Source organism: Prevotella communis (genome assembly GCF_022024115.1).
Lineage (GTDB): Bacteria > Bacteroidota > Bacteroidia > Bacteroidales > Bacteroidaceae > Prevotella > Prevotella communis.
This window is the reverse complement of record NZ_CP091792.1, coordinates 1,459,125-1,483,177: the sequence shown is the minus strand read 5'-3', so window position 1 is coordinate 1,483,177 and position 24,053 is coordinate 1,459,125. Positions and strand designations below refer to the sequence as shown.

The 24,053-nt window shown below is 48.8% G+C and carries 25 protein-coding genes; 8 read left to right on the top strand and 17 right to left on the bottom strand.

The window, feature by feature from the left end:
• Positions 1–42: 42 nt before the first annotated feature.
• The 7 genes from L6468_RS05825 to L6468_RS05795 form a co-directional block, all read right to left on the bottom strand.
• Positions 43–2,343 carry a DUF3987 domain-containing protein gene (locus L6468_RS05825; protein ID WP_237796322.1) on the bottom strand — a complete coding sequence of 767 codons (2,301 nt, stop codon included), beginning with the start codon at positions 2,341–2,343 and terminating at the stop codon, positions 43–45.
• Positions 2,334–2,780 carry a hypothetical protein gene (locus tag L6468_RS05820; RefSeq protein WP_237796314.1) on the bottom strand — a complete coding sequence of 149 codons (447 nt, stop codon included), beginning with the start codon at positions 2,778–2,780 and terminating at the stop codon, positions 2,334–2,336. The genes L6468_RS05825 and L6468_RS05820 overlap by 10 nt, the downstream gene beginning before the upstream one ends.
• Positions 2,781–3,303: 523 nt before the next feature.
• Positions 3,304–4,011, bottom strand: a complete 708-nt coding sequence (locus L6468_RS05815; RefSeq protein WP_237796312.1) for a hypothetical protein — start codon at positions 4,009–4,011, stop codon at positions 3,304–3,306.
• A complete protein-coding gene (locus tag L6468_RS05810; RefSeq protein ID WP_237796310.1) occupies positions 4,011–4,772 on the bottom strand; it encodes a hypothetical protein in 762 nt (253 codons plus the stop codon). Before L6468_RS05810 ends, L6468_RS05815 begins: the two co-directional genes overlap by 1 nt.
• A complete protein-coding gene (locus tag L6468_RS05805; RefSeq protein ID WP_237796308.1) occupies positions 4,769–5,758 on the bottom strand; it encodes a hypothetical protein in 990 nt (329 codons plus the stop codon). The genes L6468_RS05810 and L6468_RS05805 overlap by 4 nt, the downstream gene beginning before the upstream one ends.
• Positions 5,759–5,900: 142 nt before the next feature.
• Positions 5,901–6,845 (bottom strand): hypothetical protein, encoded by a 945-nt coding sequence (locus L6468_RS05800; protein WP_237796306.1) that lies wholly within the window; start codon positions 6,843–6,845, stop codon positions 5,901–5,903.
• A 74-nt stretch (positions 6,846–6,919) separates the two neighbouring features.
• Positions 6,920–7,810, bottom strand: a complete 891-nt coding sequence (locus L6468_RS05795; RefSeq protein WP_237796299.1) for a hypothetical protein — start codon at positions 7,808–7,810, stop codon at positions 6,920–6,922.
• Positions 7,811–8,218: 408 nt separating this feature from the next.
• On the opposite strand from L6468_RS05795, the gene L6468_RS05790 reads away from it, so the two are divergent.
• Both L6468_RS05790 and L6468_RS05785 read left to right on the top strand, forming a co-directional pair.
• Positions 8,219–8,569 (top strand): type II toxin-antitoxin system RelE/ParE family toxin, encoded by a 351-nt coding sequence (locus L6468_RS05790; RefSeq protein WP_237796297.1) that lies wholly within the window; start codon positions 8,219–8,221, stop codon positions 8,567–8,569.
• On the top strand, positions 8,566–8,898 hold the full coding sequence (locus tag L6468_RS05785; protein ID WP_237796295.1) for a helix-turn-helix domain-containing protein: 333 nt from the start codon (positions 8,566–8,568) through the stop codon (positions 8,896–8,898). The genes L6468_RS05790 and L6468_RS05785 overlap by 4 nt, the downstream gene beginning before the upstream one ends.
• A gap of 199 nt (positions 8,899–9,097) precedes the next feature.
• Here the strand turns inward: L6468_RS05785 and L6468_RS05780 are convergent, their stop codons facing one another.
• The 5 genes from L6468_RS05780 to L6468_RS05765 form a co-directional block, all read right to left on the bottom strand.
• Positions 9,098–9,511 (bottom strand): addiction module toxin RelE, encoded by a 414-nt coding sequence (locus L6468_RS05780; protein WP_348535135.1) that lies wholly within the window; start codon positions 9,509–9,511, stop codon positions 9,098–9,100.
• A complete protein-coding gene (locus L6468_RS14675; protein WP_255779426.1) occupies positions 9,486–9,620 on the bottom strand; it encodes a hypothetical protein in 135 nt (44 codons plus the stop codon). Before L6468_RS14675 ends, L6468_RS05780 begins: the two co-directional genes overlap by 26 nt.
• 22 nt (positions 9,621–9,642) lie before the next feature.
• On the bottom strand, positions 9,643–9,915 hold the full coding sequence (locus L6468_RS05775) for a type II toxin-antitoxin system YafQ family toxin (RefSeq protein ID WP_237796293.1): 273 nt from the start codon (positions 9,913–9,915) through the stop codon (positions 9,643–9,645).
• Positions 9,912–10,166 (bottom strand): toxin-antitoxin system protein, encoded by a 255-nt coding sequence (locus tag L6468_RS05770; RefSeq protein ID WP_237796291.1) that lies wholly within the window; start codon positions 10,164–10,166, stop codon positions 9,912–9,914. The genes L6468_RS05775 and L6468_RS05770 overlap by 4 nt, the downstream gene beginning before the upstream one ends.
• Before the next feature lie 320 nt (positions 10,167–10,486).
• Complete coding sequence (locus L6468_RS05765; protein WP_237796289.1) at positions 10,487–12,037, bottom strand: CotH kinase family protein; 1,551 nt, start codon at positions 12,035–12,037, stop codon at positions 10,487–10,489.
• A gap of 285 nt (positions 12,038–12,322) precedes the next feature.
• On the opposite strand from L6468_RS05765, the gene L6468_RS05760 reads away from it, so the two are divergent.
• From L6468_RS05760 to L6468_RS05745, 4 genes are all read left to right on the top strand, one after another.
• Positions 12,323–12,859 carry an HU family DNA-binding protein gene (locus L6468_RS05760; protein ID WP_237796288.1) on the top strand — a complete coding sequence of 179 codons (537 nt, stop codon included), beginning with the start codon at positions 12,323–12,325 and terminating at the stop codon, positions 12,857–12,859.
• A gap of 105 nt (positions 12,860–12,964) precedes the next feature.
• Complete coding sequence (locus L6468_RS05755) at positions 12,965–13,078, top strand: smalltalk protein (protein ID WP_237796286.1); 114 nt, start codon at positions 12,965–12,967, stop codon at positions 13,076–13,078.
• Positions 13,079–13,310: 232 nt separating this feature from the next.
• Positions 13,311–14,225, top strand: a complete 915-nt coding sequence (locus L6468_RS05750) for an Abi family protein (RefSeq protein ID WP_237796277.1) — start codon at positions 13,311–13,313, stop codon at positions 14,223–14,225.
• A 266-nt stretch (positions 14,226–14,491) separates the two neighbouring features.
• Positions 14,492–15,223, top strand: a complete 732-nt coding sequence (locus L6468_RS05745; RefSeq protein WP_237796275.1) for a peptidylprolyl isomerase — start codon at positions 14,492–14,494, stop codon at positions 15,221–15,223.
• A 23-nt stretch (positions 15,224–15,246) separates the two neighbouring features.
• Here L6468_RS05745 and L6468_RS05740 read toward each other — a convergent pair whose 3' ends face one another.
• Genes L6468_RS05740 through L6468_RS05725 form a run of 4 tightly spaced genes read right to left on the bottom strand, consistent with a single transcriptional unit; the run spans position 15,247 to position 19,842 of the window.
• Entirely contained in the window at positions 15,247–16,179 is a 933-nt protein-coding gene (locus L6468_RS05740; RefSeq protein WP_237796273.1) for an endonuclease/exonuclease/phosphatase family protein, read from the bottom strand.
• 4 nt (positions 16,180–16,183) lie between these two features.
• Positions 16,184–17,713, bottom strand: coding sequence for a peptide MFS transporter (locus L6468_RS05735; protein ID WP_091818163.1), 1,530 nt, complete (start codon positions 17,711–17,713; stop codon positions 16,184–16,186).
• A gap of 8 nt (positions 17,714–17,721) precedes the next feature.
• Complete coding sequence (locus L6468_RS05730) at positions 17,722–18,492, bottom strand: porin family protein (protein ID WP_237796265.1); 771 nt, start codon at positions 18,490–18,492, stop codon at positions 17,722–17,724.
• Between the two features lie 9 nt (positions 18,493–18,501).
• On the bottom strand, positions 18,502–19,842 hold the full coding sequence (locus L6468_RS05725) for a PBP1 and LysM peptidoglycan-binding domain-containing protein (protein WP_237796258.1): 1,341 nt from the start codon (positions 19,840–19,842) through the stop codon (positions 18,502–18,504).
• A gap of 76 nt (positions 19,843–19,918) precedes the next feature.
• Between L6468_RS05725 and L6468_RS05720 the strand changes: the two genes are divergently transcribed.
• Both L6468_RS05720 and uvrA read left to right on the top strand, forming a co-directional pair.
• A complete protein-coding gene (locus L6468_RS05720; RefSeq protein ID WP_091818165.1) occupies positions 19,919–20,620 on the top strand; it encodes a T9SS type B sorting domain-containing protein in 702 nt (233 codons plus the stop codon).
• Positions 20,607–23,477: an excinuclease ABC subunit UvrA gene (uvrA, locus tag L6468_RS05715; RefSeq protein ID WP_237796256.1), complete on the top strand. Its 2,871-nt coding sequence runs from the start codon at positions 20,607–20,609 to the stop codon at positions 23,475–23,477. Before L6468_RS05720 ends, uvrA begins: the two co-directional genes overlap by 14 nt.
• Here uvrA and L6468_RS05710 read toward each other — a convergent pair.
• The gene (locus tag L6468_RS05710; protein ID WP_237796242.1) at positions 23,460–24,047 is read right to left on the bottom strand and encodes an AbgT family transporter; all 588 of its coding nucleotides are present in this window, start codon (positions 24,045–24,047) and stop codon (positions 23,460–23,462) included. The two genes, uvrA and L6468_RS05710, sit on opposite strands and share 18 nt — an antisense overlap.
• Between the last annotated feature and the right edge of the window lie 6 nt (positions 24,048–24,053).

Here is a 24,053-nt window from a genome sequence, read left to right as displayed (position 1 = left end):
CGCTCGAGCTCTGCTCGCTTTTACAAAGCGGAAGCAAATTTTTCACTTTTCACTATTCACTTTTACCTTACTCCAGTGGTAGCGGTCGGTTTTGCTAATCCATCCGTCGCGCATCCATCGAGAGATAATCATGCGCATGGCCGATTCCGAGCAGTAGCCGCGCTTCAAGGCTCGCAGGTCATCGAGGGTAAAAGTGGGTGCAAGCTGGTCGAACACGGAGTGGTTGGCACCATATCGCTGACACTCCTCCCTGGCATCAACATATTGATTCTGCAATGCCTCGCCGAATGCTTTTATCTGCTGAGAAAGACAATACTCGGCCATCATCAGCGCAAACTTGATACAGTTTCGACTCTCCCCCTTCCCCTCCCTGTGAGGGAGGGGCGTAGATAGTTCTTTTACTTGAGTCTGACCACTCCCATCCCTCACAGGGAGGGGCTGGGGGTGGGTCTCCAGCAAGTGAAAGATCACCCCGCACCGGAAACCGATGACGGCAGCACGCTTACGATAAGTATCCTTCACGTGGTCGATGTCCTTGGCAGCCTCTACGCGTTTCTGCTCCACCCACTGCTCGATGGCCTTGCGCAGACGCGGGGTGTCTATGAGTCCGGAGAACGCACGCAGTCGGGTGACGGCCTCTTGTATCATGGCTTCATCCCCGGCCGAACGACGGCCAAACTTGGGCATCTTCGAGAAACTGCTGTCGGGCATCTCGGCCACGAGGATTCGGCTAGAAAGACCGTTCTCTATGTTGTCCGACTTAAAGCACTTTCTGAGTGCTCCGTTGGTGCCGAGCATCGTCCAGTTGTAGGCCACCTTCACCACTCCCGACTCTGCGGCATCCGAGTTGTAATCCTGACCCCACTCACCTTTGTCAAAGCTCAGGCGGTAGATGTCGTACTTTGAGCTCCACGAGCCGGCACCGTTGGTTTTACGCAGGGTGTCGAGTTCCTCACCAAAGCTGTAGAGGGTGTGACCCTGAGCATTCTTGAAGCGCTTGAGCAAAGTAGAACACGAGACCGTCACCGGCACCATCCTTATCAGCACCTTCGGGTCGTCGGGCGCCTTCTCGTTGGCCTTGCGCCCCTTCTTGCGCTCCTTCCACTCCTCCTCGCGCTTGCGGGCAAGGGCGTCTTCCTCATCGAACTGACGTTTCCATACATCGATGGCATTCTTCACCACCGACTTGTTAGAAGCCTGTTCACCACGTATAATCGACATCAGTCCCAGGTGCTGCAAGTTGCCGTCACAATACTCCACCATCACCTGGTCGGCATAGGCCGCTGCAATGGGCAGCACACCACAGAGCACCGGCATGTGCATCGACACGGGAACACCCGCCAGCGACTCTTTAAGGCCCATTGGTAACGCTTTGACATTGACCTTCACACCAGTCTCTGCCCGAACCGCCTCGACATCCTCGATTTCGTCTGAAGAGATACCCATTTCCAGCGCACTTACAATGCCTTGCATCATCTTTGAAATGCCCTTGGGCGTCTCCTTGCAAGCCGAGTCGACCACGCTGCGAAGTTCAACGTCGGAGAGTCCGAATCGGGGCATCACCTGCATCAGCACCTCTTTCTTGTTGTCGCAGATAGCACGAAGACTGACGGCCAACTTGTGTAGTTTCACGTTGCGCTCGCCTTCGGCCGGCTCTCCGCCGTTGCGATGCCACCACTCTGCTATAATAGAGGTATAAGGGATGCCCTTGAACATCAGCTCCGTATGGGGTTCTTGTGCGGCTTCGGATGTCGGCAGGCTCTTCAGCTCGCAGCCCTCATCGGATGTCGGCTCACTTTTGCGCTCACAGTCCTCAGAGACCTCAAACAGCTTGTCGCTGACATACTTCGTATGGTCCTCGGGCACCATATAGATGCACCTCGAAACATCCTTCACCGCGGCATCCGGCTCAAAGCCCGTAGCCTCCTGCATCAGCTGCTGAGCCTGGTCGACCGTCATGCCGTCGGGCAACTCAACGAGCACATGAGTGCCACGACGAACGCTTTCCTCTATCAGCAGCGGCACCAACGGCGACTGCTCCAAGAGTCGGGCACAGATTTCGTCCGTGTGACCCTTCTCGTCAAAATCCAGCATCAGTCGGTTCAGCGGACGCACCGCATCGGCAATGGCACGATGATTATTCTTGAACTCGGCGCAGTGGGGTGTCCACACCGGCAGCCGATGCTTCAACTGCTCGTCGCCACGCTCTATCCTTTCACACATCTCTTTCAGCCAAGGCTCGCGGCGAAGTTTTTCCCAATCCTCGCGGTTGGCTGGTAAGCAAGGGGCGCCGTGTCCCTTGCCTATGCATGTAAACATCAATCGTTCCAAAATCATTTCCATAGCGTTTCCTCCTTGCGTGTTTTAAAGTAAGACATAATCTCGTCGGCCTCCTCCTGATAGAGGGCCTTGGTCAGCGCCAGTCCGTATTTCTTCGGGAACTTGAACATGACATAGACGTATTCCTCGTTAATGCGTCGGTGACCATCGCTGGGACGTATTTGAGGGCGAGTCATCTTCACTGCCCCGTGGGCCGTCTCGTAGAGGGTCTCGTGGAGTGGTCCCTTGCTGCCGACCTTGTAGCGCTTCACCTGGGTGCGACCGTCGGCATCCACCTCGATGCCACCACGATAACGTACACGCTCTCCGTTGGTCACCTGCTTGTCGTCCTCCCACGGGCACGGCACTATCAGCATGTTGCCGTTCAACTGGAAGTTAACACTTGCGTCCATCTGGACTGCGTTGTTCAAAATCTGTTCGTTAAATTTTTCTGGATTCATTTTTCTGAAACTTTAGCGAGATTCGGCAAGTGCTGAAATTGGATCCTTTTCACTCGCGAGACTTCCCGCATCCTGCTTTCGTCTCAGATTAAACTTTTGGTTTGTTAGCGATTAAGAAATTGTACATAGAAAGGCTGATTAACCACTCCTTTGCCTCCTTGTCTGTGCATTCTACAACGATTCATCAATGCCAGTTGCTGGCGGGCTTGATTCTTCATTCTGTCGTAGATACGCTTTCCACACATTAAATCTCGTGCCATACTCTCAATTGTTACCGCTTCCTTCGAGCGGGGTCTTAAAGTTGTTCGGTGGAAGTGCTCTTTTCGAGGCAACCTCCGTAATCCCCGACTAAGCCCACGTTTCTTCGGGAAAACGTTCGGGTAAACTTTCGGGGAACGCCCAAAAGCCACCTTGAATAGAGAATAAAAAAGAAACGGAACCTCTTGTGTTTCAAAGAGATTCCGCTATGCGAGAAAATTTATCAAAAAAGTTTCAGTTTCCCGAAGGATTTCCCGAAAGCTATTTATTTCTTATGCCAATGCATATCCTGTTGGTCATATCGGTCATATTCAGAACGCGATTCCTCATCCTCGTCAAAGTCACCATTGATTAGCCTGTCAACACTGGCATTGAGAATTATGATGCACTCTTGGATTACTGGCAGAGCCTTGTTGTTAACAGGGTCGCCATTATCAAGTCCAGTCAGCCACTTACCAGATTTGTCTTTGAAATGGCCTTCGAGTATAGAAGGAATAGTGAATCCGTCAGCCACAAATATTAGCCCTTCGGCAACAAGTTTCTTGAACAAGTCAACAAGCGTACCTTTGCCATACTTGGCTGTCCATGTCAGAGCGCAGTCTGCGTCTCTCTTTCCAGAGAATAGTGCTTTGAAGTCGGCATCGTTGCCCTCTATCCAACCATCCTCAGTCAATTTCATAAACAGAACAGTCAAGTGGCCATCAGTCACACAACTTTTTCGGCTGAAGGTCATGATTTCACGTTCCTTGGGTGGCTTTTGTTCTTTGGTTCCAGAACCTTTCTTTTTGCCAGACTTTCCTTCTGTAGCTTTCTGTGGGATGTCACCATATATTTTTTGAACGCCAATGCCGCCTTCCTCAACATTGCCGATTTCATTCTCAACAATCTTCACGCCGACCACATCGCCCTTGAAGTTACTTAGGTCGAAACCTTCGGCAGCAGCCTTTATCAGTTCTTTGATGTCTATATCCATTAGTCTTTTTTCATTTCTTTAATTACCCCTGTGCCTCCAGCTTCTACATTCTGAATTTCAGTATCCACAATCTTTGTACTAACGTATTCCTTAGGCTTGATGATTGTGGTACTCTTGATGCCAAACTTATCGAAGAGAGCTATAACCTCTTTGTCGTAAGCATGATTGTGGTCAATATTATAGCGGTTAAGAAACAATAGATTCCCCTTAATGGTTTCTTTATCCATTTTGTCGGAACACTCCACCATATCAGCAAACAACTGCTTGACTTCTTCCGACCCACCACCATTCAGCTTTATCTCCTGCAACTCGTAGTTCAGCAGATTTGATTTCTTGCCTTCAAGCCAACGGGCATCTTCTTTGTTGGTCATTTGCTCAATGAGAGGCCACAAAAGATCGTGACCATCCAAACGCTCGTAGATGTGAAAGATTATCTTTCGGATATCTATGCCGACACATTTCTTGCTTCGTGCTTGCAACTGAGCTGTAGCTAGTGTCATAATGAGCATGGCATCATTTTCGCCCTCGGCTTCATCTTCCAAATCGTCTATCTCGTCATCCAAGCCCTCCATAACATCTGGCAAAGCAAGCAACGTCTCACATAACTCCTGAGCAGAGAGGAATAATTCTACCGGCGACAACTGTGTATGCCCGTCTTGTTTCATCTTTCTGAGTGCGTCGTGGCTGATGATATACACCGGATCTGCGAGCAACTTCCTACGGGCTGATTTTTGCTGTTCCTTTTCTAATCGTACTATCATGCAGCCTGTTCCTCCTCTTCGTCAGTCACTTCATGCTTCATGCTGTTCATCAGCCCTATCACCTCTTCCTCGGCTTTCAGACGGTCTTCGTGCTCTATATTGCTGCCATCTTTCTTCTTCGTCTTGAAAAGCATATCCAAGAAGTTCTCGTTGAACTCATGACTGACAATCTTATCTGTATTGCCTTCATCGTTGTCAATAAAACAACGGAACGTGCCGCCATCGTTGGTTATCAGTTCCACAGGCTCGTCAAGTGCATCGGCTAATGTCAGCAGATTACGCATATACACGCTGCTCTTGTCAACATAGAGGGCCGTCTTTTTGTCTTCCGGCATCACCGTATAATGCCCTTTATACTTAGCCTGCTTCTGTGCATAGAGCACCTCCAGGAGTGCCCCCATGATGGAATCGTCGAAATAGTCGCGATTCTTGACCTTCAATGCCTCCACCTTCCTCAGAATCTCGTCCTTCTCCATCTCAGGCGTTCCAAAACGCATCTGCTGGGCATGTGCCTGCTGTTGCTCCCATACCTTGAAGAGGTCAACAGGATAGTAGTCGGGCAGAATCTCGAATCCATAACAATGATCCTTGAACAACTGCTGGTCTATGACAAAAGACATGATCTTCGCCACCTTGTGCGTATTACTGAAGGCCTTCTTTCGCTTCTGGATGGCAACGGTGCGGAGATGGTCGCGATTGTCGATAATGACGAAACATGAAGGTTCATCCTTGGCCATCGCAGGTTCAAAGTCGCGCTCTACGGGTATGTCAATATCATTGGCAAATCGCATCACCGTGATACCTGGTGCTGACTTCAAATGATACACCTTATGCTTGTAAACCTTGCGGTCGGTACCTTCTCCCAAATAAAACTCGATGCTCTCATCCTTATCGAAGAGAGCACCAAGATGTTGTTGTCGCTGTTCCCAGTCATAACAGCCTGCGTCGTGCTTGTACTTTGCGTAGTATTGTGCGAATTTTGACATACGATCTTTTTACCTCTAAATCTTTTGGAGTGCAAAGATACTAAAAAATCCCGCTCTTTTTATGGTAGAACGGGATAAATATTTATAAAATTTTCAAGTCACATGTGAATCGTGGGGGGAGAGGTAATCTCTTTTAGCATCATTATAGAAAAGACTTAGCTTTCGTGTAACCATCAACATTTAGTTTGAAAAGATATGTATCTGGTGTTGAATAAGCATTTCTTTCTTTTACAGATACTGTAATCATTCCACCTTTGGCAAGTATTTCTTCCATTTTCTTCATATCTTCAGAACCCCATGATGACATCTGTCCAGATGAATCACTATTGTAAAGAGTCATTTCGTAGACGTCGCCATCAGAATCTTTGATGCGATATCTATATGAATCATCTGACTTTACTACGCTTGAATCATACTCTATCAATTTGAAAGAGAATTCATCTTTATCCATATACAGAATTGCTGTCATTCTAGAATTTGTTGTAGCAGAATTGCTAAATACGCCATTACCCATCAATAACAAATACTTTTGTGACCCCTTTTCACCAAACTCATCCTGATATGCCCTGAGTTCCCATGAACCTGTTCCGGTTGGGACTGGAATATTGAAATCTTCTCCGTCATTAACACCAGCCTCTCTTCCTTTACTATTTACATAAATTGCAGCAAGGTATCTTAAACCCTCTTCATAAGATAGTGGTTCGTAAATTGTTCCCTTCTTGTCTTTTTCATACTTCTCAGGACTAACATAAATACCTTCTTCGTTCTTGTTTATCTCCATGTATGATTCATAGTTCTTGCCATTACAACTTATGAAGATGTATTCACATTTATCCTTAACCTCTGCACCGAGTCCGTTCTTGGCCGAGAAGTCACAATGAAGAATGCATAAAGAGTCATCACTATAGACCGTTTCTATATTCGATAAATTGACACTGGATGGGTCTCTTGCCATTTCTTTGAAAGTTGCCTCCATTTGCGCCTTAGCTGCTTTTTCAAGTTTTGCACTTTTTGAACAAGATGTCATAATTGTCATTGCCATTGCTGCGAGCATCAGCATTGCTAATACAATAATTAACTTTTTCATAATCATATGTTTTAGTTTCTACAATCAATCATAATTGTTCCTGCCTGGTTACGATATACATTTCACTACCTTGCTCATAATCTATTCCTATTTAAAATCTTGATAACTTCATAATTCTCCCTAACCTCGTCAATAGATATTTCACCCGACAAGTACCCATATGTCTTTTTCGCAATTATAACGATGGGCTTGCTCGTGTATGATTGTGGTATTTGAGCAGCCATTTTATATTTTACAGAGCTAACCTTTGAGAAATCGTGGCTTGTTTCGGAATAGTTGCCAATGCTCGCACCATAGGTATCATATGTAGCGTATTCTATTCTGAAATCATCAATCTCTTTTAATTTGCCATCCACAATCTCACAGGCGTAGACCCTAGGGGGTGAGGCGTGATTCTCCTTTGTTGAAATAGAAAGTGAAGCAAGAATATAGGTACAATTCTTGTCTGCAACCTCGTACGAGTATTCATTCACATCAAGTACATATTCAAAAGTGAAGGTGCGACCATAGGTAAAACCTGAGAATGAATATGTAACATTACCGAACTTAACTGTTGGATTATCCTTAAATGCTTTATATCCCAAAGCTTTTATTCTATCTTCCTCAGCTTTCTTTGCAGCTTCTATCGCCTCTATTTTCTTTAGATATTCGTTACAGCCGTCGTTTTCCTTTGCATTAGGAAAAACACGTTTAAGTTCTGCCGTTTCTTTTTTTACGCCATCATAATCCCCAGAATTAAATAATTCTCCAATGTGGGCTAATCTTTGGTCAGCTGGATAACTCAGAATTCCTATCTTTTCATTAGCTTCACTCAGTTGGTGCCTTAAGATTTTTATTGTGTCTTGGTATTTACTTTCCACCTCTGCAATTTTGGTAGTAACATCAGTCTTATTTGCTTGTGTGCATGATAAAAGAAGGTTTGTCGTAATGGCCAACACGATGAATACAATGCTCTGTTTTTTCATAATTATGTGTTTTAGGTTTGTACTATTCATATTCATCAAGTCGCACAAACCTCAAACAAGAAGTGAGCGCAGACTTGTCATATTCTCAGCCAGGCTCACCACAAGCCCCAATACTACTATGACAGAAGCCTACGCTCAAGCGTAGCTTCAATTGTAGTATTGGTTTGCTCTGTTATTCTCTTTCGAGGTGGTGATTCGGCTGAGAAAATCGAGCAATATGTCTTGCAGTCCTTTTCGGATTGCACCTGCAAAAATACAAAAAGATTTCGATAACAAATATTTTTTTCTATTTTTTCTTGGGTAAACGCTTTAAATAGAGTAAAATTATAGGGAAAATACAAAAAAATGCCTCTTTTGTTGCGCATTTAAGAAACATTTCGTATTTTTGCAGCAGAATTATAAATAAAAATGGAACAAACAGTATTTGAACTTGATTTGTTAGAAGAAGCACGAGACTTCCTGAAATCCTTAACAAAGGAGATTCGTTGCAAGATAGGCTACAATATCCGCAGGGTTCAAAAGGGAGAACGAGACAGTGAACTCTTTAAAAAACTTGATGGTACGGAAATATGGGAGTTTCGCACAATCTATGATAAAACCTGTTATAGGTTGTTTGCCTTTTGGGATAAGGATATCAATACGTTGGTAGTTGCCACTCACGGTATTGTGAAGAAAACGCAAAAGACACCGAAAAGTGAAATCACAAAGGCTGAAGGAATTAGAAAACTGTATTTTGAGAATAAAAACAAGAAAATATGAAAAAGGTAGGAGACATGAAACTGTATAGCTTTGAGGAATTGCTGGAAGAGGATTACGGTAAGATCGGGACACCAGAACGCGACGCCTTTGAACGTAGCGTAGATGAAGCAGTCCAGGCCTATCGTGTAGGAGAGGCTATTAAACAAGCACGTGAAGCTCAGAATCTTACACAAGCAGAATTGGGTGAGAAGATGGGAGTACAAAGGTCTCAGGTCTGCCGATTAGAGAGCGGAAAGAGCATCACACTTGCTTCTATGATGCGTGCATTCCGTGCGCTGGGTGTACAAGTGGCACTGGAAATGAAAGGCATTGGAAAAGTTGCATTATAATCAAAACCTTGCAATCTTACATAAAAAGTGCACTTGATAGTTTCGACTTTCATACTGCACTATAAAAGGAACTAATGAGGCTGTCTTTCAAGGCAGCCTTTTTTAGTGTAGAACACTAGGGACAGATACTGTCTTACTCCTGAATCATTTCCTTATGGGTAAGGAAGAGTCGTGGGCGGAACATGGGACTGGTCCCGTTTCACGATTCTTGTTCTTCTTCCCCTTCAGGAATCTCTACCGCTTTCAGCTTCCCCTCGCTTTGCAACTGCTGGAGGTCAAACCCAAGGTCTTTGATAATTTGGCGAACCACATTCATCTTGATGCTGCTGGCATCGGCTTTGTCATAGAGTAATAAGAGTATCACCACACCATCCTTCTCGTCGACCATATAAGTGAACGTGATAATACGAGCACCGCCCGACTTACCGCGACCTTTTGAGCCAATGGTAAGACGGACTTTGCGGATGCCGGGAGAGAGTTCCGTTCCCTGATAGGGATTCTTCAAGATACTGTCGCGGAAGTCAGAAAGGTCATCAATGAAACTACGATGGCGTTTAGCCAGTCGCTTGGCTTCGCTGTCGAAATAACTAGTCGTTTGAATCTCGAAGCTCATTGATCAGGTTGTCAAGCGTGTTCAACTTCCGTTTACCTTCTATCGACTCCTTTGCTTCCAACAGCGCACCACGGAGCTCATCTTCTATATTCTTTTTCACTTCAATCATTGGCTCGTATTTTTGAATCAGACTACTTGAACAACTCACTGTGACTGCCTAGTCGTACCAGTTCGATGACGTTTGTATTCTTATCAAACCATACCAGAAGAAAGTCGCCATTGATGTGACATTCCAAACAGCCTTTATATTTCCCGCTTAAAGGATGCGGGAGATAATCTGCTGGAATGGGCTGCTCGTTTTGAAGCATCTTGAGCACTTCTTTTAGGTCAGCCAACTTCTGAGGATTATTCCTATACCGTTTCAGATCTTTCTTATACTGGGTAGTAGGCTGTAGTTTCTTCATTCTTCATTCAGAATGTCGTTAAACATATCGTCTACATTGTCGTAGACCTTGTTAGGGTTACGGCCCGACATGGCTTCCTTAATAGCAGCCTTAGTCGTTTCGTTCGGCTCATTAAAGATGTAATCGAGCAGCACACTCTCCACATAGTTGTTGAGTGTACGGTTTTCTCTGACTGCGTTACTCCTCAGTCTCTCCAACAGGTCGGCCCTAAGTCGGAAAGAGGCTGGTTTTCTGATAATTGTTGTTGCCATACTTGTAATACAATTAAATATTTTCGTATGCAAAGATAATACTTTTTATTTATATAGCAATGCATTTTCATATTATTTTTGTCACATTGTAACTTTGTAACAATGTAACAATAAGGATTCTCAATGTATGGGGGCATTATTGGTTTAGAATATATAATAATTATAATTATTATATATTCTAACTGCTATGGTCTGCACTCGGCTTGGGGCTTAATGTTACAAAGTGACATTGTTGCAAAGTGACAACCTAAAACCGCGTCACCTTGCTCGCCATCGGCGAAAAGTAATCTTCGAGGGTCGGATATTACGGATTCGAGGACTCAAAATTGGTTCCCTGCAAATTTGCCTTGGTGTATGTATATGCCTCGGGCGGTGGGTTTGGTGGCGAACTTACGACCTTGAAGATCATACCAGTCATCATTGTCTTTACGCTTGACGAATGGCACATTCTGAATAGAGATGATAGCCGTAGGATCGAAACCCAGTTGTTCGTCAATCCACGCCACTTGTTTCTTAGTCCATTCACGCATGAGGGCTATTTCCTCATCATAGTTTGTGGCAGTGGTGGGAGCCAGGGGAATCTCTTTGTCCCAGATGGGCCATGCCTGATAATTGCGCTCACAGGCACCTCCAATCGTTACTTCGTTGACCAGAGAGTCCATCATTTCAGTGACGTGCTGGTCGCTCAGTGTGCTGGTTCGTAATTCAGCCCATCGCTCCTTCATGCGTTTCCAATAGGCTTCGTCTTCTGTTAGCCGTTTCCACCAGAAAGGCACAGGCAGCTTGCCCAGCAGCCCCGCTTTCTGTCCTTTCTCATATACCCATTGCTCATAGAGGAAATCTCCTGCTGCGATATTATTGCCGAAGGTCATGTTGTAGTCCCAAGGGGTTATCTTGAATCGCGGATCCACAGAGTCACGTCGTTTATAGATATAGGTACTCAGACGATAACCGTCAGGGTTTTGGCAGAACTCCGTCAGCAGCTGGTAATTGATGAAGTTTTCCACGTCGATATACTTGCTGTAGCCATTCTCCTTGTCAGCAAAACCGTCGCTGCCGAGCACATCCTCCAACTCGTCAAACCGCTGCTTGATATAGGCCATCTGTTCACTTGATATTTCCTCGTAATCAGGGAAGTGGTACTTTGCGCAGATATCATGATCGTACATTTTGTATTTCAATACGAAATGAGGCTCATTATCACGGTCTATCTCCACCATATAGTCGCCAGTCAGTTCGTCGCCGCTGTCGCCTGGAGCAGTAAAGTTCAAGCGGTTCTTGCCCTTGCTGGGTTTTTCGCAGAGAATATAGACACCATAGTAGATGCCGTCGACGATGATCTCGCAGAATTTGCACTTAGGCGTGAATTCGAAGTAGGGCCGTGAGAGTTGATACACCAGCGGATCGCGGATCAGGCTGCGGTCATGATAGGGCGCCAGCAACACCCAGTTGTTGTCCTCTGGCAAACCGAGCAGTTTCACTTTCTCTTTCTTTCCGTTCACGTCAGCCGTTTTCAAGGTTCTGAATCCATAAGGTTTCTTGTCGGAGTCATAAAATGAGCTGCTACCTCTGTACTTGATGCCTACCCATCCCTCATAGTCGGTGGTCTGCCCCGAATGTGCCAGTGTGTCGCCGTAGTTCACCCCGTCAGCATTGTTGATGATCTTCATGCGCACTGCCACTTGGTAGTCTTTATGGATGGCGGTGGTATGGCCGGCTTCGTCGCGGGTGTTGATGAACAGGATGGGCAGGTTTGTCTTCTCTAGCACGACATCGGTGTTATAGGGCTTAAAGTTCCCTTCATCCCAGCTGTCAGCAGGAACGTCTATGGCAAATAAGCACAGCAGTATAGTTAATAAAACATCTTTCATATCATAGCCATTTTCGACTACAAATATATGAATTAATTTTGGTAAAACAGAATAAAAACAATAAAATTTCCGTTTTGGGGTCTTAACAGAACATTTCACAAGGTGTCTCGATGAAACATCAATTGAGCGATTTCGTGCTGAAAATCGCCCCAAATCGATGCCCGAAATTTGGAATCGCACGAAAAATGTTGTACCTTTGTACACGTAAACAAAGCGGGATGTCGGCCACCCGATGTAGCTGGCCGCAAGTGATTCTAATACCATGTAAAACACAATTTAAACACTATGGCAAAGATTTTGTATGAAGTAAAGAAAAACCAGAACTCGCACTCAGCGGCCTTCGGCAAGTGGTACGCGCAGATCAAGAATCTGGAAACGCTGAACACGCGAAAGCTGGCTAACCACATCTCGGAGCACGGAAGCATCTACACCCCCGACGTGGTTTACGGCGTGCTGGAGAAGTTTCGCAGCTGCTTGGTGGAGATGCTGCTGGAGTCGAAGAAGGTGAAGATTGACGGCCTGGGCACTTTCTACTGCACCCTGGAGAACCAGAAGAACGGTGCGATGAAGAAGGAGGAGTACATCCCCTCGAAGCACATGAAGGCGCTGCACATCCGATTCCTGCCCGAGCAGACCACGGAGGAGAACATCTCCAGTCGCACGTTCCTGAAGAAGGCCGAGTTCGTGAACATCGAGCAGCTACTGAAGGCCGAAGAGGAGGAGAGCGGCGAAACCAACGGCGGTGACAGCAACGGCGACAACGGCGGTGACAACAGCGGCGACAACGGCGGCAACAACGGCGGCGGCCCCGTGAACCCCTAAGGAGATCAGGAGTTTCAGGAGTTTTTCAGTAAAACCCTGAACTCCTCAAACCTCAAATCTTAAATCTCAAACCTCAAATCTCAAACCTCAAATCTCAAACCTACTATGAAGAAAGAAACTTGGAAAACCGTTATTCAGATTATCGTCAGTGTGCTCACGGCAGCCATCACGGCACTCGGCACTACGAGTTGCATGGGACATGGGCCGATGGGCGTCTGAAAACGCGCAACGTCACATTGTCACATTGTCACTTTGTAACATTAAGGTGGCGGCAGAGGTGACGACGCAAAACAAAAAAGAAAGACGACGGACTTAAAAACAGTCTGTCGTCTTTTTGCTTTGTACACCCGCAGAGGCTCGAACTCTGTGAAGGCTAAAAAACGAGAAAAGATAGATTAAGTGTGCCAAGATACAAAGAAAAGTCGTATCTTTGCACTCGTTCAGTTAAAATATGATGAAACAAGCAACGACATTAGAACAACAAATTGCAAAACTACGTAGTAGAAAAGTAGAGATTGCTGATGAAGAGAAGGCAAAAGAGGTTCTTCTCGACATTGGTTATTACCGCCTTGGCTTTTATTTCTTCCCTTTTGAGAAATCATATCCAAGTCTTAGGAATCGGGATCATATGATGCAAGATGGCACTAAATTTGAAGACGCTGTTGCCCTGTATTATTTTGACTTTGATGTTCGGAACCTGTTGAATAGATACATAAGCCGTATAGAGGTGGCCTTTCGAACTTATATGACTTATTATCTTAGCAACAAGTACCCCAATGATTCCATTTGGTTTGTAAACCCAAGCGTTGTTAGCCAGGCTTTCTGTGATAACTTTGAGACAACTTGTTATACCTCAATAAAGAAGAATGCGGCAATACGACGTCATCATTCAAAGTACAGGAGTGACCAGTATGCTCCAGCATGGAAAACCATGGAATATATGACCCTTGGCAATATGCTGGTGTTATACCAGAATTTGCTGGTGCTGGAAGACAAACGCACCATTGCCAAACATTTCGGAATCAATCAAACAGCAGTGTTTGAGAATTACATGGAATGTATTCGCTGCATCCGCAATATCTGCGCTCATGGCTCTGTTCTGTATGATACCAAGTTGTACTATCGAATCATGCGAGGCCCGGCTGGAAGACTGACACCATCTGAGAATGGCAGTTTTGGTGGTGCCATAAAGGTTATATCCTACATGGTAGGTAGAGTCTCTACCAACCGTCGCCATGAGATGATTGTCAAACTGAATGATGCCTATATGAGGTGCATAAACAAGAATCCCAAGTTGCAACAAATTATTGAAGATGCGTCAAACTTGATGTGGGATTTGCCTAATATCTCCCAATTAGAGCGGTAAAAAGCAAAAAAATAAAAATTTGCCGCGTAAAATTTGGAAGATATTAATTAATTAACTAACTTTGCAGCGCAAAAGTGCCAGTGGATGCCTTTGTCGCTCCACTCACACTCTAAAAGGATTGAATGTGGCTTTCACCTTAGTCGTGTGAGCCACTATTTTTTTACACCTATTTAACTTTCCTAAAAACTTATTCTTAATGAAATAGTGTCAAGACGTATCAAGTCTGACGGAATTTTCGTACCTTTGCAGCAAAAATCCAACAGATTATGTCAAAAGTAAAGATTCAAACCATGTTGGGCGACATCACCGTACGCCTTTACGACGAGACTCCTATCCACCGTGACAATTTCCTGAAACTGGCCAGGGAGGGCTATTATGATGGCACCCTGTTCCATCGTGTCATTAAAGGTTTCATGATTCAGGGCGGCGACCCCGACTCAAAAGGTGCCCCTGCTGGCAAGATGCTGGGCGTGGGCGGTCCCGACTATACCCTTGAGGCCGAGATCAAGTCCGACATCTTCCATAAGCGCGGTGCCCTTGCAGCAGCCCGTCAGGGTGACGAGGTAAACCCAGAGCGCCGCAGCAGCGGTTCACAGTTCTATATCGTCTGGGGCGACATCTACAACGAGGGCCAGCTACGCCAGTTCTCCAAGCAGCTCAGGATGCAGAAGGTGCAGTCTGCCTTCAATGCCCTTGCCGCTGCTCACAAGGACGAGATTATGCAGATGCGCCGCGACAGAAACCGTGCCGGTCTGCAGGAGCTGCAGGACAAACTCGTAGCAGAAGCCGAGAGCAAGGTGGGCAAGGACGGTCTCACCGAAGAGCAGCTTCAGCTCTACTCCACCCTGGGTGGCACGCCCCATCTCGACGGCCAATACACCGTCTTTGGTGAGGTAGAAGAAGGGCTCGATGTTGTAGAGATGATTCAAGGCACCGCCACAGGCCGCGCCGACCGTCCCTTAGACGATATCGAAATGAGGATGGTTGTCGTTGAGTAGTATGTGCTTCGGGAGCCTTTAGATTATATATCCTTGAACCGCACCACCAGCGGGAGGTGGTCACTGAAGCCGGGACGGTAGTGGTTGATCTGGAAGGTGCGGAAGGGGCGCTTGCCGCCATACTGGGGCTCGTCTTCAAGGAGGAAGGAGGCATCGTTGATATAGGCGGTGTCTACCCTATTATATAAAAGAGGTGATACGAGGACGTGGTCGAGGGAATGCCACTCGCCACGAAAGCGGTAGGTGCCGTGGGCTTCGCCGTGAATACCACGGGCACTGCTGGTGGCATTGTGCAGACCGAGGGCGTAGAGCTCCAGGAGGGCGGGACTGTCGGCATAGTCGTTGAAGTCGCCGGTGATGATGACATGGGCGGAGGGACCAAGCTCAGCGAGACGCTGCTGCAGTTGGACGACCACCTGATGGCGGTTAGGAAGTGATTGGCGCTCGCCACCAAGACGGCTGGGACTGTGGACCACGAAGACATGGAGCGTGTCGCCAGACGGACGGCGGCCCTGTACATAGAGGATATCGCGCGTGGGGCGCATGCCAGGCAGGGGCGGCACCTCCAGATAGTCGTAGCAGATGAGACGAAAGCGGCGGTGATGATAGAGCAGCGCCACATCAATGCCACGTCTGTCGGGCGACTCAGTCATCAGGTACCGGTAACCGGCACGCTTCAGCAGCGAATGTTCCGTAAGGTCCGTGAGCACGGCATCATTCTCAACCTCTATCAATGCAACAAGGTCGGGAAGCTCCTCCCTATAAGACGTACAAGAGAGGATTTCCTGACCTATGCGGTTCTGTTTGGCCCAATAGCGCTGGATTGTCCATTCGTGAGAGCCGTCGGGCAGGAACTCTGTGTCCTCCTTTCCTACGTCGTGGCGGGTGTCGAACAGGTTTTCGCAGTTCAACTCCACAAGCGTAAGAAAGGAGGACAGCAGTAAGGTTAGGAACATAGGATTAGCAGACCTTCTCCAGACGTTTCATGATAGAGAACATAAATATAGCTGATACGACGCAGAGGGCGATGAACACGCTCCATACAGCCCACAAGGGGATATTGCCCCAGAGGTAGCCGCCAACGCCTACCAACTTGTTACCGATAGCAGTAGCCACAAACCAGCCACCCATCATCAGACCCTTATACTTTGGAGGAGCCACCTTGGATACGAATGAGATACCCATTGGCGACAGCAGCAACTCGGCGAAGGTCAGGATGAGGTAGGTATAGATCAGCAACTGAGGTGTGACATCAGCCACATGAACAGCAACAGACTCGCCGTCGGCACCAGTCTCAACCTGAGGCATGGGCAGTCCGAAAGAAGCCACAGCCATCAAGCAGTAGGCCAGACCAGCCACCACCATACCGTAGGCAATCTTACGGGGAGCAGAGGGCTCCTTGCCATGCTTAGACAGGGCACCGAAGATAGCCAGGCTGACAGGAGTCAGGGCTACTACATAGAAGGGGTTGAACTGCTGGAAGATAGGAGCTGAAACAGCCACGATCTCGCCAGAGTTGCGGTCGTACTGGAAGAAGAGGAAGCACAGAGCCAGGGCGATGACAGCGGCAGAGATGCTGCGAGCCTTGGTTGTCTTGCTCTGGAACAGAGAGAAACCGGCATAGACGATGAAGATCAGGGCTACGAGGTTCCATACGTCGAAGGCCATACCCTCAACGCCAGTAGAAGTCTGAGAGGTGAACTCGTCAGCGAAATAGGTCAGCGACAGACCATTCTGGTGGAAGGCCATCCAGAAGAAGATTACCACGGCGAATACCAGACAGAGGGCGATGATACGCGCCTTGGTATCCTCCTTGGAGAGTTCCTCTACCTGCGTCTGTTCGCCCTTCTTGCCAGAGCCACCCTCCACATGACGGAAGGTGTTGCGGAAGATGTAGTAGATGGCGATAGACAGGATGAGCGACGCACAAGCCACGGCAAAAGCGAAGTGGTAAGAGTCATTGACCGAGGTACCCAGATTCTTCTGAGACCACTCCATGATCTTCACGGCAGCCGTAGGAGCGAAGAGCGCACCGATATTGATGGCCATGTAGAAGATAGAGAAACCTGAGTCGCGCTGGGCAGCATAGCGGGAATCATTGTAGAGGTCACCTACCATCACCTGCAGGTTGCCCTTAAACAGACCAGTACCCAGTCCGATGAGCAGCAGGGCAGCCAGCATCACCACCAAAGCCACGGTGTCGCCTCCAAGGGGCACAGACAGCAGCAGGTAGCCGGCAAACATGATGATGATACCCGTGGTAACCATACGGCCGAAGCCGAACTTATCTGCCAGCCATCCGCCTACGATAGGCAGGAAATAAACGAGCATGAGGAAATCGCTGTAGATTTCGCCAGCCCAAGCAGCATCCAGTCCATAGTTAGCACGCAAGAAAAGCGCGAAGACGGCCAACATTGTGTAGTAGCCGAAGCGTTCGCCAGTGTTGGCCAGAGCCAACGCATAAAGTCCTTTCGGTTGATTTTCGAACATAATTTAATTTACTTAATATTAGAATTTTTGGTTTTTGTGATATCAAATAGATAAGTCAGTTTGACGCAGATATTATTCAGGTTGGAACGCCCGAAATAGTCGCGCTTGGAGTTGCGGAAGATATCGCCCAGTCCGTAGTAGTAACGGCCCTCAACGAGGAAATGGCCCACATTCTTAAGCGAGAACTCCAGTCCCAGGCCCGCAGCAATACCATAGTCGACCTTGCGCTGTACGGACATCGTGTCCTGCGCAATGACAGACGAGGTACGTCCTGAACCGTCGGAATAGACAGGAGTACGGGAGTCCCAGGGAAAATTCATCTGTGTCTTCTCGTTGAGGAAAAAGCCCACCTGCGGACCTGCTTGCACAAAGAACTGCACACCGCGGCGCTCACGTCCCCACCCCATACGGGCCAGAACGGGAACCTGAAGATACGTCATGTCGCGCTGGTAACTCTCAGCCTGACCTGTGGTGGCATTGATGACCGGCTCATCGTTGGGCGTCAGAATGCGCTCCTTCCAACCCACCTGGGCATAGTTGACCTCGGCCACGATGGCACAGATACTATTGAAATATTTCTCGGACGTATAGCGCAAGGAGAAACCGCCGGTGAGGCCCTGATGCATATCCTGAGGCACCTCGGGCATGAAGCCCACATTACTGAACATCATGCCGCCATTGAAACCGACAGAGAAATCACTACGATGCTGGCCCACCTGGGCTACTGCCATTGCGATACCCACGAATGGCAGGAGAAAGGATAAAAACAGTCTTCTCATCTTCACCATTTAGTAGTTGACTGTTTCTATGGTACGGTCGTCCTTATAATGCACGAACATAAAGGCACGGTTCTGCAGTCCGCCATTACCCATACGCTCAAACTTCAGCGGCGTCTGCAGGGGCTGATAGCCGAAACGGCCGGCTGCACCGTCGAAGGTCATACCGTACTTGTGCAGGCCACGCAGGAAGAACAGCGCATGGTCGAAGCCTGTGAGGGCAAAACGCGGCAGAGCCGACATCATATCCTCGCGGAAATTCTGACGGTAGAGGGACTGCTGGCGCTGCACCAGGGGCGACTGCAGGTTGGTATAGAAAGGTGCAGGGATATAGACGTTGTACTTATGGAAATTATCCTGCTGATAATGGGCGTACATCATCCACTCCGTGTAGCCGAACATGGAAATCTGGATGCCGGGATTATTGATCTTGATCTCACCGAGACGGCCGAAGGCAGCAAGCAGTTCGCGTGAACGGGCCGTATTGAGAATCACCAGGTTGGGCTGGTCCTTGACGAAAGCCTTGGCGAAATTGGCATCGCTCGACTTCAGGTTGGTGATGCTATAGGGCACGTCGGCAATCTCCAGCTGACGGCGGTAGGTAGACGTGAAACTGCCCTTCGTGCTGGTAGTGTCGCCACAGTCGATAATCACAGGATGATAGCCCTTGAAGAACTGGGCACAGCGGCGTGCAGTGCTCTCAGTCTGGTCATTGGGCGACTGGTACACCTGGAACAGGCCGCGGTTGGTATAGAGCTCGGGGGCATGGATAGAGAAAGGTATCACCAGCAGACTGTGGTGCTTCTCCGTAAACTCAGACAGCTGACTGACAAAGCGTGAATACAGCGGACCGAAGATGATGTCGCAACGGGCGGCGGCAGGATCTGCCAGAATGGGCTTCACATCGCCATTCTCGGGCAGGTTCCATGCGTGGATATCCACAGAGATACCTTCTTTCTTCAGCGAGTCGCAAGCCATGAGCAGACCGCGGTAATACTCCACCATGCGCCTGCCGTCGTTGTTGACCTGATGAAGAGGCAGCATCACACCCACGCGGATGGCACGCTGACGCACATCGGCATCCGGATTCTGCTGGACTGCCAGAGTCGCTACCTTCTGTCCGTCGGCCGAGGGGATATTGATGATGGAGCCTTTCTTCAACTTATAGCCGGGCTCTTCCATGCCAGGATTAGCCTGCACCAGTTGTTCGACGGTGATGCCGTACATTTTCGAGATGCCGTACATGGTCTCTTTCTTCGCTACCTTATGCGTGCGAACGGACTGAGCCACAGACACATACGAGTACGAGACAAACAAAACGAATATCAGAAAATATCTTAATAAACTCTTCATAATACTCTATTTTTCAGTTTTCGGATACAAAAGTACAAAATTATTTCGTAACTTTGCAACCAAAACAAGAAGAATTATGAAAAAGAACTTGATATGGCTGATAGCCGCCTTCATTTTAACGGCCCTGAATGTTGGGGCTCAGAAGGTTTCCCCCACCCTGACATATATTGACAAGGATGGTAATCCGCACGACACACTGTGCATCGAGGACGGACAGGCGCCGGTGGACGTGACATTCCACGCCAACCCATCGGACATGGGCGACCTGACCCCGTCGTATGAATGGCATTTCTACAAGAAAGACGGCACGGAGGGCGGCAACAAGGAACTCTTTGTGCGCTACGAGGAAGAGACACAGTACACGTTTACGGAGTCGGGCTCGTACACCATCATTCTGAAAACCATCCTGGACAGCGAGGGCACCCAGTTGGACGACGAGACAATCACGGTGTTCATAGCCGACAGTTACCTGGAGTTTCCCAATGCCTTCTCGCCCAACAACGGCGACGAGCTCAACAATATCTTCAAGGCCAAAAGGCATAAGAGTCTGGTGAGTTTCCATGCCTATATCATTAATAGGTGGGGACAGAAACTGTATGACTGGACCGATCCCGACGGCGGATGGGACGGCAAATACAAGGGAAAGGACGTGAAAGACGGCGTCTATTTCCTATTGTGCAAGGCCCGCGGTGCCGACGGCAAGGAGTATAATATCCGCAAGGACGTGAACTTGTTACGTAAATTTGTAGAAGGAGGACGCACGGGTGGCACAAACTGATAATCAGGGGAATATCGAGGTATATGGTGCCAGGGTGCACAACCTCAAGAACATTGATGTAACCATACCCCGCCAGTCGCTGACCGTGATTACCGGACTGAGTGGCAGCGGAAAATCATCCCTGGCCTTCGACACGATTTTTGCCGAGGGTCAGCGACGCTATATTGAGACCTTCTCGGCCTATGCGCGCAACTTCCTGGGCGGAATGGAGCGTCCCGATGTGGACAAGATTTCAGGTCTGTCGCCTGTGATCAGTATCGAACAGAAGACCACAAACAAGAACCCGCGCTCTACGGTGGGCACCACCACGGAGATATACGACTACCTGCGACTGCTCTTTGCACGCGCGGGCAAGGCATATAGCTACATGACGGGCGAACCGATGGTGAAATATACGGAGGAGCGCGTGCTGGAGATGATTCAGAGCGACTATGCAGGACACAAGATATTCATCCTGGCCCCGCTGGTAAGGAGTCGTAAGGGACACTACCGCGAACTCTTCGAGGCCATGCGCCGCAAGGGCTACCTGACCATGCGCGTGGATGGTGAGATTGTGGAGATCAGGCAAGGCATGAAGGTGGACCGCTACAAGAACCATGATATTGAAGTGGTCATCGACAAAATGAAGGTGGAGGGCGAGAGCGAGCGTCTGAAGAAGAGTATCCAGACGGCCATGAAACAGGGCGAGGGCCTGATTATGATTCTCGACAAGGACAGCAACGAGGTCAAATATTTCTCCAAGCGACTGATGTGTCCTACGTCGGGCATCGCCTATAGCGACCCCGCACCCAACAACTTCTCGTTTAACTCGCCACAGGGTGCCTGTCCGCGTTGTAAGGGTCTGGGCATCATCAACGAGATAGACCTCAACAAGGTGATTCCCAACAAGAAACAGAACATCCACGAAGGTGGAATCATTCCTTTAGGGAAATACAAGAACCAACTGATTTTCTGGCAGATAGACGCCATACTAAAGAAGTATGAATGCGACACTAAGACGCCTATTCAGGATATTCCCGAGGAGGCGATGAACGAGATACTGTATGGCACCTTGGAGGATGTGCGCATCGCCAAGGAACTGGTTCATACGTCGAGCGATTACTTCGTGGCCTTCGACGGCATCATCAAATATCTGCGCGACACGATGGAGAACGACGACACGGCAGCAGGTCAGAAATGGTCAGACCAGTTCCTGGCGGAATGTGAGTGTCCGGAGTGTCACGGACAGCGACTGAACCGTGAGGCCCTCTCCTACCGTATCTGGGATAAGAACATCTCGGAACTGGCGTCGATGGATATTGCGGAACTGCGCGAATGGCTGGATGAAGCCGAGAAGCACCTGGACAAACAGCAACAGCAGATTGCCACAGAGATACTGAAGGAGATACGCACCCGACTGGATTTCCTCCTGGACGTGGGACTGGATTATCTGGCGCTGAACCGTCAGTCGGCCTCGCTGTCGGGCGGTGAGAGCCAGCGCATCCGACTGGCCACGCAGATTGGTTCGCAACTGGTCAACGTGCTGTATATCCTCGACGAACCGTCGATTGGTCTGCACCAGAGGGACAACGAGCGCCTGATCCGTTCGCTGAAGGAACTGCGCGACCTGGGTAATACGGTCATCGTGGTGGAGCACGACAAGGATATGATGCTGGCGGCCGACTATATCATCGATATCGGTCCGAAGGCCGGACGCAAAGGTGGTGAGGTGGTATTCCAGGGTACGCCCAAGGAGATGCTGAAAGCCAACACGCTGACGGCACAGTATTTAAGGCCCCACCCCCAGCCCCTCGCTGATATGGAGGGAAGTGGTCAGATGATATCTACTCCCCGCTCTCGCAGAAAGGGCAACGGGAAGAGTCTTCTCATCAAGGGTGCCCGTGGCAACAACCTGAAGAATGTGGATGTCAGCTTCCCCCTGGGAGAACTCATCGTGGTGACAGGCGTCAGCGGCTCTGGTAAGTCGACGCTCATCAACGAGACGCTGCAACCCATCCTGAGCCAGCATTTCTATCGCTCATTGAAGAAACCGATGCCCTACGACTCAATAGAAGGCATCGAACATATAGACAAGGTGGTGAATGTGGATCAGTCGCCCCTGGGACGCACGCCGCGTTCAAACCCCGCCACCTACACAGGTGTCTTCTCGGATATCCGTTCGCTCTTCGTAAACCTGCCCGAGGCCAAGATCAGGGGCTACAAGCCGGGCCGCTTCTCGTTCAACGTGAAAGGCGGACGCTGCGAGACCTGTGGCGGCAACGGTTACAAGACCATCGAGATGAACTTCCTGCCGGATATCCAGGTGCCTTGCGAGGAGTGTCACGGCAAGCGCTATAACCGTGAGACGCTGGAGGTGCGCTACAAGGGTAAGTCGATTGCCGACGTGCTGGATATGACCATCAACCAGGCTGTGGAGTTTTTTGAGAACGTACCTGATATCCTCAGGAAAATCAAGACGATACAGGACGTGGGACTGGGTTATATCAAACTGGGACAGTCGTCCACGACACTGTCAGGCGGTGAGAGCCAGCGCGTGAAACTGGCTACCGAACTGTCGAAGCGCGATACGGGAAAGACACTCTATATCCTCGATGAGCCCACCACGGGTCTGCATTTCGAGGATATCCGCATCCTGATGCAGGTAATCCACAAGCTGGTGGACAGAGGCAACACGGTGATCATCATTGAGCACAACCTCGACGTGATTTGTCAGGCTGACCATATCATCGACATGGGACCGGAAGGCGGACGAAAAGGTGGAACGGTGCTGAGCACGGGCACACCCGAGGAGGTGGCCAGGAGCAAGAAAGGCTTCACGCCCAGATTCCTGAAAGAGGAATTAAAGGAACACGTATAGGCAAGACTCGTAGAACGTTACGGCGAAGAGATACAGAATCAGCAGGGGCGCCGCTTGCTGGAGTCCGATGCGGAAGGATTCAAAGACATCATACATCGACGTGAACGTACGCGAAAGCAGACCATAACATGAGGAGGTGATGATGGCCAGGGCCGACAGGATGGGAACAAGTGCCCTACTGAATGGTGAAGGCCATAATAAACCGGTGGAAGACAGTAGCACGGCTTGTGGCGTCATCACAAGCAGTGCTACTATTGTTATCAGCATCATGAGCACGAGGAAAGAGACCCTCAGGGCCGACTGACGACGGAAAGAGAGTTGGGAGGGACGGAAGATGCCGCTGCGCCATACGCATCCGCCAGCCATCGACAGCAGGATAAGCCAAATGAGCTGGGGCTTGAGCAGCATCACGGAGAACTGTCCCAGGAACCAGCGGATACCTTCGCTCGACAGTAACGGGCGCACGGCATCGGTCAGCGTGGCAGACAACAGCCACGACAAGAACACCAACAGCAGTTGCGCTATCAGCAAAACCAATACCAGTCGGGCTATGATGCGATTCAATCTCATCAATTA